At 73.2% G+C, this 14,221-nt stretch carries 12 protein-coding genes and 1 pseudogene; 5 read left to right on the forward strand and 8 right to left on the reverse strand.

The annotated features are described in order from the left end of the window. The first annotated feature begins 58 nt into the window (after nucleotides 1-58). On the forward strand, nucleotides 59-721 hold the full coding sequence (locus ACFQS1_RS09405; RefSeq protein ID WP_378965859.1) for an HAD family hydrolase: 663 nt from the start codon (nucleotides 59-61) through the stop codon (nucleotides 719-721). On the opposite strand, the gene ACFQS1_RS09410 is transcribed toward ACFQS1_RS09405, so the two are convergent. Beyond that, a complete protein-coding gene (locus ACFQS1_RS09410) occupies nucleotides 687-1,631 on the reverse strand; it encodes a Dyp-type peroxidase (RefSeq protein ID WP_378965860.1) in 945 nt (314 codons plus the stop codon). The genes ACFQS1_RS09405 and ACFQS1_RS09410 overlap by 35 nt on opposite strands. Before the next feature lie 76 nt (nucleotides 1,632-1,707). On the opposite strand from ACFQS1_RS09410, the gene ACFQS1_RS09415 reads away from it, so the two are divergent. Next, the gene (locus tag ACFQS1_RS09415) at nucleotides 1,708-2,538 is read left to right on the forward strand and encodes an SDR family NAD(P)-dependent oxidoreductase (protein WP_378965861.1); all 831 of its coding nucleotides are present in this window, start codon (nucleotides 1,708-1,710) and stop codon (nucleotides 2,536-2,538) included. Nucleotides 2,539-2,567: 29 nt separating this feature from the next. Here ACFQS1_RS09415 and ACFQS1_RS09420 read toward each other — a convergent pair whose 3' ends face one another. Both ACFQS1_RS09420 and ACFQS1_RS09425 read right to left on the reverse strand, forming a co-directional pair. After that, complete coding sequence (locus ACFQS1_RS09420) at nucleotides 2,568-3,695, reverse strand: hypothetical protein (RefSeq protein ID WP_378965862.1); 1,128 nt, start codon at nucleotides 3,693-3,695, stop codon at nucleotides 2,568-2,570. 6 nt (nucleotides 3,696-3,701) lie between these two features. Next, nucleotides 3,702-5,711, reverse strand: a complete 2,010-nt coding sequence (locus ACFQS1_RS09425) for an alkaline phosphatase family protein (protein WP_465263200.1) — start codon at nucleotides 5,709-5,711, stop codon at nucleotides 3,702-3,704. Between the two features lie 166 nt (nucleotides 5,712-5,877). Between ACFQS1_RS09425 and ACFQS1_RS09430 the strand changes: the two are divergent. Further along, a pseudogene (locus tag ACFQS1_RS09430) lies at nucleotides 5,878-6,996 on the forward strand (glycoside hydrolase family 18 protein); the annotation flags it as partial. Here ACFQS1_RS09430 and ACFQS1_RS09435 read toward each other — a convergent pair. Together ACFQS1_RS09435 and ACFQS1_RS09440 are read right to left on the reverse strand one after the other, a co-directional pair. Beyond that, nucleotides 6,993-7,712 carry a LamG-like jellyroll fold domain-containing protein gene (locus tag ACFQS1_RS09435; protein WP_378965864.1) on the reverse strand — a complete coding sequence of 240 codons (720 nt, stop codon included), beginning with the start codon at nucleotides 7,710-7,712 and terminating at the stop codon, nucleotides 6,993-6,995. The pseudogene ACFQS1_RS09430 and the gene ACFQS1_RS09435 sit on opposite strands and share 4 nt — an antisense overlap. 75 nt (nucleotides 7,713-7,787) lie before the next feature. Next, complete coding sequence (locus ACFQS1_RS09440) at nucleotides 7,788-9,074, reverse strand: NAD(P)/FAD-dependent oxidoreductase (protein ID WP_378965866.1); 1,287 nt, start codon at nucleotides 9,072-9,074, stop codon at nucleotides 7,788-7,790. A 258-nt stretch (nucleotides 9,075-9,332) separates the two neighbouring features. On the opposite strand from ACFQS1_RS09440, the gene ACFQS1_RS09445 reads away from it, so the two are divergent. Then, a complete protein-coding gene (locus ACFQS1_RS09445) occupies nucleotides 9,333-9,848 on the forward strand; it encodes a SigE family RNA polymerase sigma factor (RefSeq protein ID WP_378966337.1) in 516 nt (171 codons plus the stop codon). Continuing rightward, nucleotides 9,845-11,029 (forward strand): TolB family protein, encoded by a 1,185-nt coding sequence (locus tag ACFQS1_RS09450; RefSeq protein ID WP_378965868.1) that lies wholly within the window; start codon nucleotides 9,845-9,847, stop codon nucleotides 11,027-11,029. The genes ACFQS1_RS09445 and ACFQS1_RS09450 overlap by 4 nt, the downstream gene beginning before the upstream one ends. Nucleotides 11,030-11,254: 225 nt before the next feature. On the opposite strand, the gene ACFQS1_RS09455 is transcribed toward ACFQS1_RS09450, so the two are convergent. From ACFQS1_RS09455 to ACFQS1_RS09465, 3 genes are read right to left on the reverse strand one after another with little or no spacing between them, the layout of a single operon-like run. Beyond that, a complete protein-coding gene (locus tag ACFQS1_RS09455) occupies nucleotides 11,255-11,914 on the reverse strand; it encodes a tetratricopeptide repeat protein (protein WP_378965869.1) in 660 nt (219 codons plus the stop codon). Nucleotides 11,915-11,973: 59 nt separating this feature from the next. After that, a complete protein-coding gene (locus tag ACFQS1_RS09460; protein ID WP_378965870.1) occupies nucleotides 11,974-13,269 on the reverse strand; it encodes a tetratricopeptide repeat protein in 1,296 nt (431 codons plus the stop codon). After that, a complete protein-coding gene (locus tag ACFQS1_RS09465; protein WP_378965872.1) occupies nucleotides 13,266-14,219 on the reverse strand; it encodes a cyclase family protein in 954 nt (317 codons plus the stop codon). The genes ACFQS1_RS09460 and ACFQS1_RS09465 overlap by 4 nt, the downstream gene beginning before the upstream one ends. Nucleotides 14,220-14,221 lie beyond the last annotated feature (2 nt).

Below are 14,221 nucleotides of genomic sequence, written 5' to 3' on the forward strand. Positions count from 1 at the left end.
GCGCCACACTCGGGCCGCGACCGGGCAACCGGGCGCGGCCCTGTGCCACGCTCGACCGGTGGCCGATCTCAACGACATCCGGGCGATTCTCAACGACATCCGGGCGATCCTCTTCGACATGGACGGCACGCTGGTCGACTCCGACCGCGCGGTCGAGCGTTCCTGGCTGGCCTGGGCGGCCGAGTACGGCGCGGACGGTCCCGCCACCTACCGGATGGCGCACGGCAGTCCCAGCGAGACCACCGTCCGCAAGCTGCTGTCCCACCTCGGCGACGACGAGATCCGCCGGGCGGCAACGCGGCAACTCGAGCTGCAATACGACGATTTGGCGGATGTGATGGCCACGCCCGGCGCGCTCGAGCTGATCGCGACGCTGGATCGCCTTGGCCTGCCCTGGGCGGTCGTGACCAGCGCGGACGAGCGGCTGGCCAAGGCCCGGCTGACCGCGGCCGGCATCACCCCGCGGGTCCTGGTGACCACCGACGACGTGCCGGCCGGCAAACCCGACCCGGCAGGCTATCTGCTCGCCGCCCGGATGCTCGGCGTCCCGGCCGAGAACTGCCTGGTGGTCGAGGACGCCGAGGTCGGCCTCGAGGCGGCCCGGGCGGCCGGCGCGCACACCGCGGCTCTGCGCGGTCTGAGCGGCGATGTCGGCCTGCGCGGCCTGGCCGATCTGACGGCGATGATCACTCAGGCAGGTCGTCCAGGAACGCGGCGGTAGGGACGAAGAACAGCGAACCGGTCACGGCCGTCGAGAAGTCGAGGATCCGGTCGTACGTCCCGTACGGCTCGCCCAGGAACATCCGGCGCAGCATCAGCTCGGGCACGTCCGGCGTGGACGCGTACGCGATGTAGTACGTCCCGAACTCGCCGTCCTTGATCGAGCCGAACGGCATGTTGTCCCGCAGGATCTTGAGCTCGTTGCCGTCCGGGTCCTCGACCGTGTTGAGCTCGACGTGCGAGTTGGGCGCCTTGTCCCGGATCTCGACGTTGTCCAGCTTGGTACGCCCGATCGCCGCTTCCTGCTGCTCGACCGTCAACGCGTTCCACGCCCGCAGATCGTGCCGGTATTTCTGCACCAGAACGTAGCTGCCGCCGGCGTACTCGGAATCCTCGTCGCCGATCAGCACGTGCGGGCCGGCCTCGGCGGCGCTCGGGTTCTCGGTGCCGTCGACGAAGCCGAGCAGGTCACGCTCGTCGAAGTACTTGAAGCCGTGCGTCTCGTCGACGATGTCGGCCACGTCCCGCAGCCGGTCGGCGATCTTGCTGGCCAGCTCGAAGCAGACGTCCATCTGCCCGGCCCGGATGTGGAAGAGCAGGTCGCCGGGGGTCGACGGCGCACTGTGCTTCGGGCCCCGCCACGCCCGGAACCGATGCAGCCCGGCCGGCCGCGGCGCGGTGAACAGCCGGTCCCACAGCTCGGCCCCGATCCCGGTGACGCAGGACAGCTTCGCGCCCGGCAACCGGAACCCGACCGTGCGCTGCAGCGCGCTCATGTCCTCGAGCAACTCCCGGACGGTGGCCTCGCCACCCTCGCGGACGGTCGCGACCAGGAACATGGCGGCATCGGTGAGCGGGGCCAGCACCGCCTGCGAGGTAACCAGCGGTCCGAGCGAGCGAGGCGCGGTCATGATCCGCAGCTTACGGTGCCCCGCCCCGATAATGGACGGATGAGTGATCCGGCTGACGTCCCCGGGGCGGTCTGAGATGCAGCGCTTCGCGTTCGCCGGGCGCACCTGCCTGATCACCGGCGCGGCCAGCGGGATAGGCGCCGCCCTCGCCCTCGACCTGGCGAAGCGGCGGGCGGTGCTGGCGCTGCTCGACCGGGACGCCGAAAGGCTCGAGCGGGTCGCGGCGCTGGCGCGCGAGGTCGGGGCCGGCTCGGTCACGACGTACGTCGTCGATCTGAGCGATGGCGGCGACCGGCTGGACCTGGCCGCCGAGATCGCCTCCCGCCACGGCGGGGTCGATCTTCTGATCAACAACGCGGGGGTGTCGCTGACCGGCACGTTCGAGCAGAACCGGATGGCCGACATCGAGTGGCTCCTCGAGATCAACCTGCACGCGGTGATCCGGATGACCAAGGCGTTCCTGCCGCAGCTGCTGGCCCGGCCCGGCACCCACCTGGTCAACGTCTCCAGCCTCTTCGGACTGATCGGGCCGCCCGGCCAGGTCGCGTACGCGACCAGCAAGTTCGGTGTGCGCGGGTTCACCGAGGCGCTGCGCCACGAGCTCGAGCCGCTGGGCGTCGGCGTGACCGTGGTGCACCCGGGCGGCATCAAGACCAACATCGCGGCGAACGCCCGGATCAGTGGCGCCGACCCCGGCGGCGAGCAGGCCGCGCAGGCGCGCAAGTTCGCCGAGAAGGCGCTGACCATGCCGCCCGAGGAGGCGGCCCGGCGAATCGTCGCGGCCATCCAGTCGCGCAAGCCCCGGCTGGTGATCACGCGCGAGGCCAGGGCGGCCGACTGGCTGGTGCGGATCACCCCGACCCGCTGGTGGCAGCTGACCCAGGGCCTCGCGAAGCGGATCTCCTAGACCACCGCTTCCCCAGAACACCGCTTTCCCTAGAAGACCGCGAACCGGCGCCGGTCCTGCCCGTTGATCGTGGTGAAGTCGCCGCCGACCTCGAGGGTTCCGGTCGTCCGGTTCACGCTCAGCACGCGGACGCCGATGACGCCGTTGCCCTGCGGCGCCCAGGGCGCGAGGGCGCCGGTCGCGGTGACCGCGGCCAGCTTGTAGCGCGGCTCCGAACCGTCCACACACGCGCCGTGCGCGCCGTTCCTGCTGGTCAGGCAGGCGCTGTCGAAATGCCCGCCGACGTAGGTGACGCCGCGGTCGACGGCGATCGCGGCCGCGTCGCCGTCGAAGACCCGCTGCCAGCGCAGGGCGCCGGTGAGCGCGTACGCGATCGCCCGCCCGCCCACGCCCGCGGTCGCCACGTAGATCCCCGTGCCGTCCAGCGCCATGGCCCGCACCTGGGCCGGGACGCGCGGCCGGAAGCCGGCGTCGACCTCCCCGGTCGTCCCGTGCACCGCCGCCAGCCGCAGCGTGCCCTTCTGCTGGTTCACGAAATGGAAGCCGCCACCCAGGTAGACCCGGTTGCCGAGGGCGGCGAGCGCGTGCACGGCGTCGTCGGCCGACGGCCGCCACCCGGCGTCGAGGCCGCCGGTGTCCAGGGCGAACGCGGCCAGATTGGATCGGCGCCGGCCGTCCACGCCGGTGAAGCTGCCGCCCAGGTAGAGGCGGCCGTTGCCGGTGGCCAGCGCGTAGGCGGTGCCGGTGAGCGTGTGCCGGAACGGCAGCACGGTGCTGGCCACCGGGCTGAGCCGGGCCAGCGAGTCCCGGGTGTGGCCACCCACCGCGTGGAAGTCGCCGGCGGCGTAGATGCTGCCGTCCGTGGCGGCCAGGGCCCGCACGGTGCCGTCGGCCCCGGGCGCCCAGCTCAGCAGGGCGCCGCTGCGGGCGTCGAAGGCGGCCAGGCGCAATCTCGGATAGGTGCGGCCGCGGTAGGTGGCGCTGGTGAACGCGCCGCCCAGATAGACGACCGCGCCGACGTGGGCGATGGCGTAGACCCCACCGTTGAACGTGGGGCCGGTGTCCAGTGCCCGGCTGCCGATCGCCGTCGCCTGAGCCGGCAGGCCGAACAGGAGAACGGCCACGGTCACCGCGCAGGCGGTCAGGAACTTGGGCACAAATCCTTAACCGTCACGCACGTGGGAAAGTCTCGGCTCGGCCGCTATCGCGGCCGCCTCCTCGTCCGCGCTCAGCGCCGGGGTGCGCAGCCCCAGCATGTCCAGCCACTCGACGAGCTGGAAATGCACCGCGTCGGCGCCGTCGAGCTCCGGGCGGGCGATCGGCCACCGCGCCGGATGCACCAGCACGGCGTCGGTCTGCCAGCCGCCGAGGCCGCCGTGCGAGCCGACCAGCTCCTCGAAGGCCGCCACCTCCTCGGTCACCGGGTCCACGCAGCTGATCAGCACGACGTCGCCGATGTGCGCCGACTCCTGGTGGCGCAGCAGGTCGGCGCGCGCGTGCGGCCCGTACGGAAGGAGCGGGTCCACTCCCTCGACCGTGTTGTCGCGCAACCGGTGCAGGCCCGAGGTGCCGTAGGCGACCGGGCCGTCCTCCTCCCGGACCACCACCACGCCGACGCCCGGATGGGCGGCCAGCCCCGGGACCAGCCGCGGATGCACCTTGTCGATCTCGGCGCGGCCGAGCCGATGCGGGAACTGGGTGAGATACAGCAGGGCGAGGTTGCCGGACGAGACCACCAACGGCGGCGTCTCGCCGGACAGCCGCTCCACCAGCTCGTCGAGCGTCTCGCCGTAGCGTTGCCGGAACGTCGCGCCCTGGCTCTGCCCGTGATCCGAGAGCACCACGATGTGATAGCGCCGGGCCGCCTCGGGCGCGAGCCGCGCCAGCACGCCCAGCATCCGGTCGAGGCTCTCCAGTTGCCGCATCGACTCCGGCCGCGCCGGTCCGGCGTGGTGCGCCACCTCGTCGTAGTCCACCAGGTCGCAGTAGATCGAGGGCGCGCCCCGGGCCATCTGCTCGGCGATCAGCGAGATGTTCACGTCGCGCAGCAGCATCGAGGCCGGCCGCAGGGCCAGGAACGCGCCCGACCGGCTGACCCGGGGCAGCAGGTTGCGCCGCCGCTGCAGGCGGGCCTGGTGCAGCTCGGTGATGACCTCGCCGACGCCGAGCACGAGCGCACGGGTGAAGCCGTACGGCGAGGCCATGAACGCCGCCCACCCGCGGGCCGACCGGCCCGGCAGCGCCGCGTGGCTGACCGTCAGCAGGTTGACCGTCGCGTCCCCGCTGAACGCGTTGCCGATGCTCACGCCGCCGTCGCGCAGCAGCCCCCGGCCGTCGCTGAGCCGCGCCTCGATGGTCGCCGCGTCCCGCGGCCGGTTGGAGACCATCAGCTTGCCGGTGTCCTTCTCGTACCAGCGGAAGCCCGGGACCTGCCGGGTCGCGCCGTGCAGGATGCCGGCCTGCGAGGCCGGCGTGGTCGAGGGCAGCCCGGTGTGCCAGCCCCGCATGGTGTGGCTGCCGGAGCGCAGCCAGTGCCCGAGCGTCGGCAGGTTGCCGGCCCGGACCGCCCAGCGCAGCACCGGCTCCGACAATCCGTCGAGCTGGATCATCAGCAGGCCCGGCTCGTCGCCCGGCCGCGGGCGGCGCAGCGTCAGGAACGGGCCGCCGGCCTGCCGCGCGTGGCGCCGGCGCACCCCGCGCATGAGGCGCTTGGCCTCCCGGACGAACGTGTCGTCGGTGCCGCTGTCCAGCATCCAGTCGATGATCGCGGCGAAGACCACGGCCAGGATCGCGGCGAGCACCAGCGACGGCAGCCCGCTGATCCGGTCGGCCGGGTCGATCTCGAGGGCCACCACGATCACCGCGATCTGCGCGACCACGCCGAGCAGCATGGCGCCCCAGCCGCCGAGCACGACGACGCCGACCAGCAGCAGCGGCCGCAGCACCGCGCCCACCCCGGCGACGACCAGCACCAGACCGAGCGTGTCGACGATGTCGGCGCTCTCGACGCCGGGCATCAGCCACAGCGTCGCGGTGAGCACCACGAAGGTGACCAGCGCGCTGCGCAGCACCGCCCGCAGCCGGTTGAGGATCCGTCGCCAGCTCAGCAGCGCACGCAGGTCGGCGCCGCGAGTGGTCGGCGCGGGCGGGGGCTCATGCGGGCTTACGGCCACGGGGCAACAATCGCACAGCTTGCCCCGGACATGCCCGAGCGTGCCGCGAATCACCCCGGCACTCGTTCGGGGGAAGCACCGGGTTGCGGCGCCGCCCGGGCGGGATACCTTCGGGCTGGTGCGCCGCCTGCTGATCGCCGTTCTGAGCGTGTTCCTGTTCGCCTGCTCGCCGCCGCCCGCGACGAGAGCGCCGGCCAAGATCGTCGGATACTTCACCGGTTGGGGCGTCTACGGCCGCGACTTCCAGGTGAAAGATCTCGACACGGACGGGGCCGCCCAGAAGCTGACCCATATCGTGTACGCCTTCGGCAAGGTCACCGGCGGCCGCTGCTCCGCCGCCGACGCGTGGGCCGACTACGACAAGCCGATGCCGGCCGCGGACAGTGTGGACAACGTGCCGGACCGGCCCACCGACCCGCTGCGCGGCAACTTCGGCCAGCTGCGCAAGCTCAAGGCCAAGCACCCCGGGCTCAAGGTGATCTGGTCGTTCGGCGGCTGGACCGGCTCGGCCGGTTTCACCGCCGCGGCCCGCGACCCGGCCGCGTTCGCCGCCTCCTGCCGCGCGCTGGTCGGCGACCCGCGCTGGGCGGGTGTCTTCGACGGCATCGACGTCGACTGGGAGTATCCGAACGCGTGCGGCCTGACCTGCGACGCCGGCGGCCGGGATGCGCTGACCCGGGTGCTGTCCGCGCTGCGCTCGTCGTTCGGCCCGGACGCCCTGATCAGCGCCGCCGTCCCGGCCGACCTCGGCAAGCTCGACCGGGCCGACTACCTGGGCGCGTCCCGCCCGGCCGACTGGCTGAGCGCGATGACCTACGACTACTTCGGCACCGACGACCAGCGCCGCACCGAGCCGCATTCGCCGCTGACCACCTATCCCGGCATTCCGCGCGACACCGCGACCACCTCGGCGACCGTCGACAAGCTGCTCGAGCTCGGCATCCCGCCGGCGAAGGTGCTGCTCGGCATCGCCTTCTACGGCCGCGGCTGGACCGGCGTCACGGGAAGCGGCCCGGGCAGCGCCGCCTCCGGTCCGGCGGCCGGCCGCTTCGAGACCGGTCTCGAGGACTACGAGGTGCTGGCCACGCGCTGCCCACCGACCGGCACCGCCGGCGGCACCGCCTTCGCCCGTTGCGGCGATCAGTGGTGGTCCTACGACACGCCGCGGACGATCAGGGCCAAGATGGCGTACGCCCGGAGCAAGGGCCTCGGTGGGGCGTTCGCCTGGGAGCTCTCCGGCGACACCACCCGCTCGGACCTGCTCGGGGCGATCGCCGGCGGCTAGCCGATCTCCACCCAGACGTTGTCCAGAGCGCCGTTGAACTGGTCGTTGTCGGCGTAGGCGCCCTTGCCGCCGATGCTCAGCGGCCGCCGGTTGCTGACCGACAGCTTGGCGGGCACGGCCGTGCTGCCCCGTGGCACCCCGTCCACCAGCACGGTCAGCACCCGGCCGGAGCGGCGGCAGGCGACGGCGTGCCACCGCCCGTCGGCGACGCTGACCGTGCTGGTGATCATCCGGATGGCCGGCTTCCGGTCGTCGACCAGCACGCAGCTCGGCCGGCCGGCCACGCCGTCGACCTGGAGCTTCCATTGGCTGCTCGTGGTCGAGTAGCCCTTCTGCACGATGTTCTGCCCCTTGCTGGTCTGTCCCGGCGGCAGCAGCACGTCGGCGCCGTACGCGATGTCGCGGGTGCCCGGGTTGAGATCGGCCGAGCTCGGGGTCTGCAGCGCGACGTGCGGACAGACCGGGGTGGCGCAGTGGGCCGGGAACGCGAGGGCCATGCCCTGGCCGTGCACCACCGACCGGACCTGGCCGCCGTGCCCGGAGATCACGGACAGCGTGTGGCCGCGGCCGGACGCGTCGACGATCGCCCGCCCGTTGAACGTGTAGCGGGCCCTCGTGACGCCGGGACTCGGGCCGGACGCCCCGGCCGGGACGGCAGCGACGGCCGGCGCCAGGACGGCGGCGGCGAGCAGGACGGCGAGCCTACGAGATCGCATGACCGAATTATTACTTGTGTCGCCTATGTCGGAGAGGCTAATCGGTCCACGAACCGGCTGGTCCTGCCCGCCCGCCTACGCTTGCGGGGAATCGGAGTCGAGCGGAACCGCCTTGCCGCGGACCAGTCCAAGCTGGACGCCGTGGCGGCCGAGAACGGAGTCGAGAAGCCAGTCGCCGGCTACCCGCACCCGGTTGCCCGGCATCGACAGCAGGTGGTACCCGCGGGTCACCACCTTCGCCGGGAAGCCCTGGAGCGGGATACCGAGCGGGTTGGCCGCCGAGTCGAGCCCACCGAGATCCACCACAAAGCCAAGATCATGATGCTTGTACGGGCGGCGCCGGCCCCGCCCGTACGAGGCGGCGATGTTGAGCGCCGCCCTCGTGCCGTGCCGGACGGCGTGCTGCGCGGTCATCCCGGTGATCTCGCCGGGCATGGTGAGATCGGGCACCGCGGCGGCGTCGCCGATCGCGTAGACGTCCGGATACCCGGGCACGGTGAGGTACTCGTCGACGACCAGCCGGCCCTCGCGGGTGGGCAGGCCGACGCCGTCGACCACCGGGTCGGGCCGGACCCCGACGCACCAGATCAACGACTTCGTCGGCACGTACTCCCCGGTGGACAGCCGCACGCCGTCGGCCATCGCCTCCTGCACGCTCGTCTTGGTGCGGATCTCGACGCCGCGCTCGCGCAGCACCGCGTCGGAGGCGTCGGCCAGCCGCCGATCGAGCGACGGCAGCACCCGGTCGGCGGTGTCGAGCAGCAACCAGCGCGGCAGCCCCTCCAGGCCGGGGCGCTTCTTGACCAGATCCCGGGTGTAGAGCACGCCCTGCGCGGCCACCTCGGTGCCGGTGTAGCCCGCGCCGACCACGACGAACGTGCAGCGCGCCCGGCGTTCGGCGTCGTCGGTCGCGGTGGCGGCCATCTCGATCTGCCGGGTGATGTGGTCCCGCAGATACAGCGCCTCGGAGATGCCGCGGAAGCCGTGCGCGTGCTGGGCGACGCCCGGCACCGGCAGCAGCTTGTTCACGCTGCCGACCGAGATCACCAGCTTGTGGTAGCCCAGTTTGCCCGTGCCGCCCTCGGGATCGGTGTAACTGATCATGCGGCCGTCGAGGTCGAAGCCCTCGACCTCACCCAGCACGAGGCGTACGCCCGGCAGCGCCTCGGTCAGCGAGACGGTGACCCGGCGTGGCTCGAGCAGCCCGGTGGCGACCTCGGGCAGCAGCGGCAGGTAGAGGAAGTAGTCGGTGGGATTCACGATGACGATCTCGGCGCTGCCGCGGGACAGCTTGGCGAGCTTGCGGGCCGCCGTGAAGCCGGCGAACCCGGCACCGACGATCACGATCCGGGGACGTGCCATGGCCGTTCCTCCCGTGCGAGACGCGCGTAGTTCGAAGCTAGTCCAAAACCAAGTCTGTCCGTTCGACCTACCCGGGAAATCGGCCGAACGGCCGTCGACCGGGTGTCACGAAATTCACGTCTGGATATGTGCCGGCCGGTGCCCACACGGGGAGGCATCGAACGGCGGGTGGGAGGGGGAGGCGTGAACGGGACAGCGGTGCTGGAGCCGCATCGGTACGCTCACGTCTTCCACTACCCCCCGATCGGACACGTGGAAATGGACGCCCGAGAGGCCGACTATGCGCATTTCGTCCGCACCCGGACGCACGCGTTGTTGCGCTCGGCGTACCTTTTGACCGGAGATCAGCACCTGGCCGAGGATCTCGTCCAGGAGGCGCTCGCGCGGACGCACCGGGCCTGGCTCCGCCTCGAACGGCCGGAGAACGCCGAGGCGTACGCCCGCAAGGTGATGTATCACGCCCAGGTCTCCCTCTGGCGGCGGCCGAAGGTCGCCGAGATCCTCCCCGGCGAGCTCGACGAGCGGCCGACCGGCGACGATCCGGCCGAGGCCGCGGTCGAGCGGCTCGCCCTGCGCCGGGCGCTGCTCACGCTCAGCGCCAAACAGCGCGCCGTGATCGTGCTGCGCTACTTCGAGGACCACACCGAGGCCGAGGCGGCCCAGCTGCTCGGCGTCTCGGTGAGCACGGTCAAGACCCAGACGGCCCGCGCCCTCGACCGCCTCCGCACGATGCTGCCCGACCTGCGCGTGCTCACCTCGGAGCAGCAGCGATGAACGAGCGCCTCCGGGAATCGCTGCGTGAGCTGGCCGACGCCGCGACGCCGGCCGATCTGTACGACGGCGCCGTCCGCCGCTCGCGCCGGATCGCCCGCCGGGAGGCCACGGTCGGCACCGCCGCCGCCGTGGCCGCGCTCGCGCTGCTGGCCAGCGGCCTGTGGCGGCTGCCGGGCCGGGAGGCCGAGGAGCCGCCGGTGGCCCTGCGCTCCTCGGCGCCGGCCACCCTCGCGCCGCTGCCCCGGCCCACGGTCACCGTGCCGCGCCACGCACCCGCGCCGACCCACCAGGCCGTCAAGCCGCCCACCGTCCCGATGCGGCACAAAAACCGGCCGCGGGCGGCCGAGTCCACCGCCACCCCGGCGTCCCGCACTCTCGCCGACCTGCCCGGCCACGTCTTCTACGAGCAGGCCGGCGCCGACCCCGACGTGGTGCGCATGTCGCCGGGCGACGGAACCGTCGACACCGTCCTGCCCAAGGCGCCCTCCCCCGTCGGCGTCTCCCCCGACGGCAAGAAGATCGCGTACACCGTCGGCGACACCCTGCTGATCGAGTCCACCGGTGGCCCGCCCGAGCAGGTCGCCAGCGGGGTGAGCACGGCCGGCCAGCCGCCCGCCTGGTCGCCCGACGGCGCCCGCCTGCTGGTCGCGGCCGGCGCGCCCGCCATCCTCCAGGTCGGCTCGGGCCGGCTTACCCCGCTCGGCGAGCAGCTCGCCTCGGGGCAGCACTTCCGCTGGTCCGGCGACGGCACGGCGCTCGTGTACGCGACCTCGTACTGCTCGCTGAAGGTGGTGGCCGGCGACTCCGACACCGCCGTCCCGGTGATCGGCGACCGCCGGCCGGTCGACAATCCCGACGGCCTGGCCGCGTGCAAGCCGACCAGCGTCGACGCGACCGGCCAGCGGGTCACGGTGCCGCTGCAGACCACCGGCGAGACCGGCGCCGACAGCCCCGACACGGCCGACGCGGTGGTCGACACGGTCACCGGCGAGGTGGTGCCGCTGCCGGTCGCGGGCAGCGTGGTCGGCGCGTCCTTCGACCCGGACGGCAACCTGCTGGTCCGCTCGCGCACGGGCACCCGGACGACGCTGTCGCTGTTCGCCCCCGACGGCACCCTGCTGGTGCAGGCCAAGGAGCCGCCCGAGTTGCGCAAGCTCAACCTCCTCGCCTACACCCGCTAGCGAGGTTCCGGGATCGAGTTCTGTTCCGTGGTCTGAGCTGGGTGTTCGCGACGCTTTGCTCTGCTCACCCACAGGAAGCGCCCGCGCCAGGCGGCCCGGCCGCGCGACGACGTCCGTGACGAGGCCGCTTCGCCCGGATCGGCCCGAAGCGGCCGGAGCCGTGCTTACCGCAGGTAAGCAGAGCAAAGGCAGCGCCCGGGCCCTATCGTCCGGGTCTTGCGCAGCTCAGTCGCGTCGGCGGAACAGGCGGAAGCCGCGCTTCCTGGGTTCGGGCTCGCGGGCGGCCTCCCCGTTGAGCACGGCCAGGCGGTGCTGGGCGACCGGATTCTCCGGCTCCATCCGCAGCGACGTGAGCATCGCCTGCCGGGCCTGGTCGACGTGGCCGAGCGCCTCCAGCGCCACGCCGTGCGTGAAGTAATAATGCGGCTCGTTCGGATCCAGGCCGATCGCGGTGCGCGCGGCCTGCTCGGCGTCGGCGAACTGCCGGTCGGCCGCGAGCAGCGCCCAGGCCACCCGGTCGTGCCAGAGCGGGTTCCCGGGCTCGGCGATCACCGCGCGGTAGGCCATGGTGACCGCGTCCTCGTGCTTGCCGAGCAGAGTCAGCGCGCGGCTGGCGGTGGCCAGCGCGCGCGAGTCGTCCGGCGCCAGCGCGATCGCCTTGTTCGCCGCCTCGAGCGCGCCCTGGTTGTCGTCGAGCGCGAGCCGCAGCCGAGCCATCAGGTTCCAGCCGTCCACCGAGGCGGGGTCGGCCGCGAGCACCGGTTCCAGCGTCCGCGCCGCCTCGGCCGGGTCCATCCGCTCGAACAGGGCCGTGGCCCGGGCGATGCCGGTCGCGGTCGGGTTCGCGGCCACCCCGGGTGCCAACTGGGGGAAGTCGGAGGACATGTGTACATCTTCGCCGCTATGCCGCATTTGAGAGGCGGATTCCGCGGACCGGAACGCCGTCAGGAGCGAATTCCCCCGAGGTTCCCGCGGTGCCCGGGCCGCCCCGCGCGAGGACCGCCGGCACGCCGGGCCCGCCGCCGCCGGATCAGCACCGCCAGGCACACCGCCGCGGCCAGCACCAGCAGGAGGGCGGCCGCCGAGAGCCACCAGGCCGAGTCGGTCGCGCCGATCTCGAGCAGGATCGCCGCGACCACGCAGCCGATCACCACCCACCAGAGCACGACGCTCACCCGGTCCGGCGAGACGTTCACCCCGGCCGCGCGGACGTGCGCGTTCGAGGCCGAGACGGTCAGCAGCCGCACCCCGAAGCCGCCCACCGCCGCGACGCCGAGCACCCACGCAAGCCAACCGGCCGGCGTGACGGTGGCGCTCAGCAGCAGGAGCAGGCAGAGCGCCGCGCCGATCGCCGCGATCCGCTGACGGCCCTGGGTGAGCACGCTCATCAGGTACGCCCGGAGCGAGCGATCCAGCCGGGCGACGAAGTAGGCCGCGAACGCGATCGGGGCCAGCGCCGCCACGCCGGCCAGCACGCGCGCCCCGCCGACCGAGAACTCGGTCATCCGCCAGCCCACGTACGCGAGCACGGCCAGCAGCACCGCCGTGTAGACCAGGAACCGGCGCAGCGCCACGTCGAGCATGAACCGGCTGGCCTGCTGCCGCGGGTCGGCCCGCAGCGCGCCGGCCAGCCCGCTGGCGCCCCGGGCCAGCCGCCCCAGCGCGAACGGGTTGCGGTGCACGACGTCCAGGGTGGCCAGCTCGTGCCGCGCGACCGCGTTGTCCGGCTCGATCGCGAGCGCGTCGCGCAGCGCCTGCCGGGCCCGGTCGGTGTGGTGCAGCTGCTTCATCACCATGGCGTAGGTGATCCGGAAGTCGGCCTCGTTCGGGTCGAGCCGCACCGCGAGCCGGGCCGCGTGCTCGGCCTCGACCGCGCGCCGGCCGTCGCCGAGCAGGGCCCACGCCACCCGGTTGTGCCGGTACGCGTTCTCCGGCTCGATCTGCGCGGCCCGCTGCGCCACCTGGACCGCCTCGTCGTGCCGGTCCAGCCCGGTGTACGCCCGGCTGAGCGCGCCGAGCGCCTCGGCCGACTCGGGCGCGACCAGCACCGCGCGGTGGGCGGCCTGGTAGGCCGGCTCGGGCTTCTTGAGGGCGAGCTGCGCGTGCGTCATCAGGACGAGCGCGCGCACGTTGTCGGGCTCGGCCGCCAGCACCGGCCCGAGCAGCCCGGCCGCCGCCGACGCGTCACCGCGCTGAAACTGCACGGCCGCCATCGCGACAGCCGTGCCGGGTTCGGTCACTGCTCGACTGTAGTGGGGAGCCAGCCGGCCGAGCGGGTGTGGTCGTGCGGCTCGTACCACGGGATCGTGGCGAAGGCGCGCACCGGGAAGGTGCCGAAGCCCTCGATCCGCGGCGGCGCGGCGGTGAAACGGGCGCCGGTCGGCGGCAGCTGCTCGAGGCCGGTGAGGTGCTCGACGACCGGGATCCCGGCGGCCAGCAGGATGCTGTGCGCCGGCCGTTCCCCGCCGCTCGCCGCCGACATGTCGTCGAGGTTGACCGAGTCGATGCCGACCAGCGCCGCACCCCGCTCCACCAGCAGCGTCGCCGCCGCCGCGGTGAGGTAGGGGTTGTCCTCGGCGTAGGCGGGCGTGCCCCAGTGCCGGTCGCCGCCGGTGTGCAGGAGCACCGCGTGCCCGGCCAGGGTGAGCGGCTCGAGATCGGCCGCCTCGACCGCCCGGCGCCCGGCGCCGGCCGTGCGGACCACCGTGGCCGGCAGGTCGGCGAGCCGCCCGAGCGGCAGGCCGGCCAGGTCGGTCCCGCCCTCGTAACGGTGCCGCGGGCTGTCCAGGTAGGTACCGGTCTGCCCGACCATGTCGATCCGGTCCATGCTGAACTCGGTGCCCTCGGCGTACCGGGAGCGGGAATCGGCCCAGGTGAGGTGGGGGCTGATCACCGGGCCCGGCGCGCCCGGGAAGGTGGTCATCCCGTCCGCGATGACGTGGCTGAGCTCGACGAGCTCGAGCCGGATCGCCGACCGGCCGGTGGGCGCGGCCCGCTCGCCGAAGACCCGGCAGGCGGCGACCTCGACCCGCTCGACGTGGCGCAGGCCGAGCGCCGCCACCAGCAGCGCGGCGATCTCGGCCTGGGTGACGTCGGCGTGCGGCACGTCGATCGTCAGGCCCTGCGCCCGCACGCTGGCGCCGCCGGTGAGAATGACGGCGGCGTCGAGCTCCGCCCGGTACTGCAGCACGG

It is taken from the genome of Paractinoplanes rhizophilus, from assembly GCF_042664765.1.
Taxonomy (GTDB): Bacteria; Actinomycetota; Actinomycetes; order Mycobacteriales; family Micromonosporaceae; genus Actinoplanes; species Actinoplanes rhizophilus.

Bases quoted from the DNA above. Each gene is read 5' to 3' on its own strand.
- ACFQS1_RS09410 (WP_378965860.1), bottom strand. From the start codon at position 1,631: ATGACCGCGCCTCGCTCGCTCGGACCGCTGGTTACCTCGCAGGCGGTG.
- ACFQS1_RS09415 (WP_378965861.1), top strand. From the start codon at position 1,708: ATGCAGCGCTTCGCGTTCGCCGGGCGCACCTGCCTGATCACCGGCGCG.
- ACFQS1_RS09435 (WP_378965864.1), bottom strand. From the start codon at position 7,712: ATGCGATCTCGTAGGCTCGCCGTCCTGCTCGCCGCCGCCGTCCTGGCG.
- ACFQS1_RS09440 (WP_378965866.1), bottom strand. From the start codon at position 9,074: ATGGCACGTCCCCGGATCGTGATCGTCGGTGCCGGGTTCGCCGGCTTC.
- ACFQS1_RS09445 (WP_378966337.1), top strand. From the start codon at position 9,333: ATGGACGCCCGAGAGGCCGACTATGCGCATTTCGTCCGCACCCGGACG.
- ACFQS1_RS09450 (WP_378965868.1), top strand. From the start codon at position 9,845: ATGAACGAGCGCCTCCGGGAATCGCTGCGTGAGCTGGCCGACGCCGCG.
- ACFQS1_RS09455 (WP_378965869.1), bottom strand. From the start codon at position 11,914: ATGTCCTCCGACTTCCCCCAGTTGGCACCCGGGGTGGCCGCGAACCCG.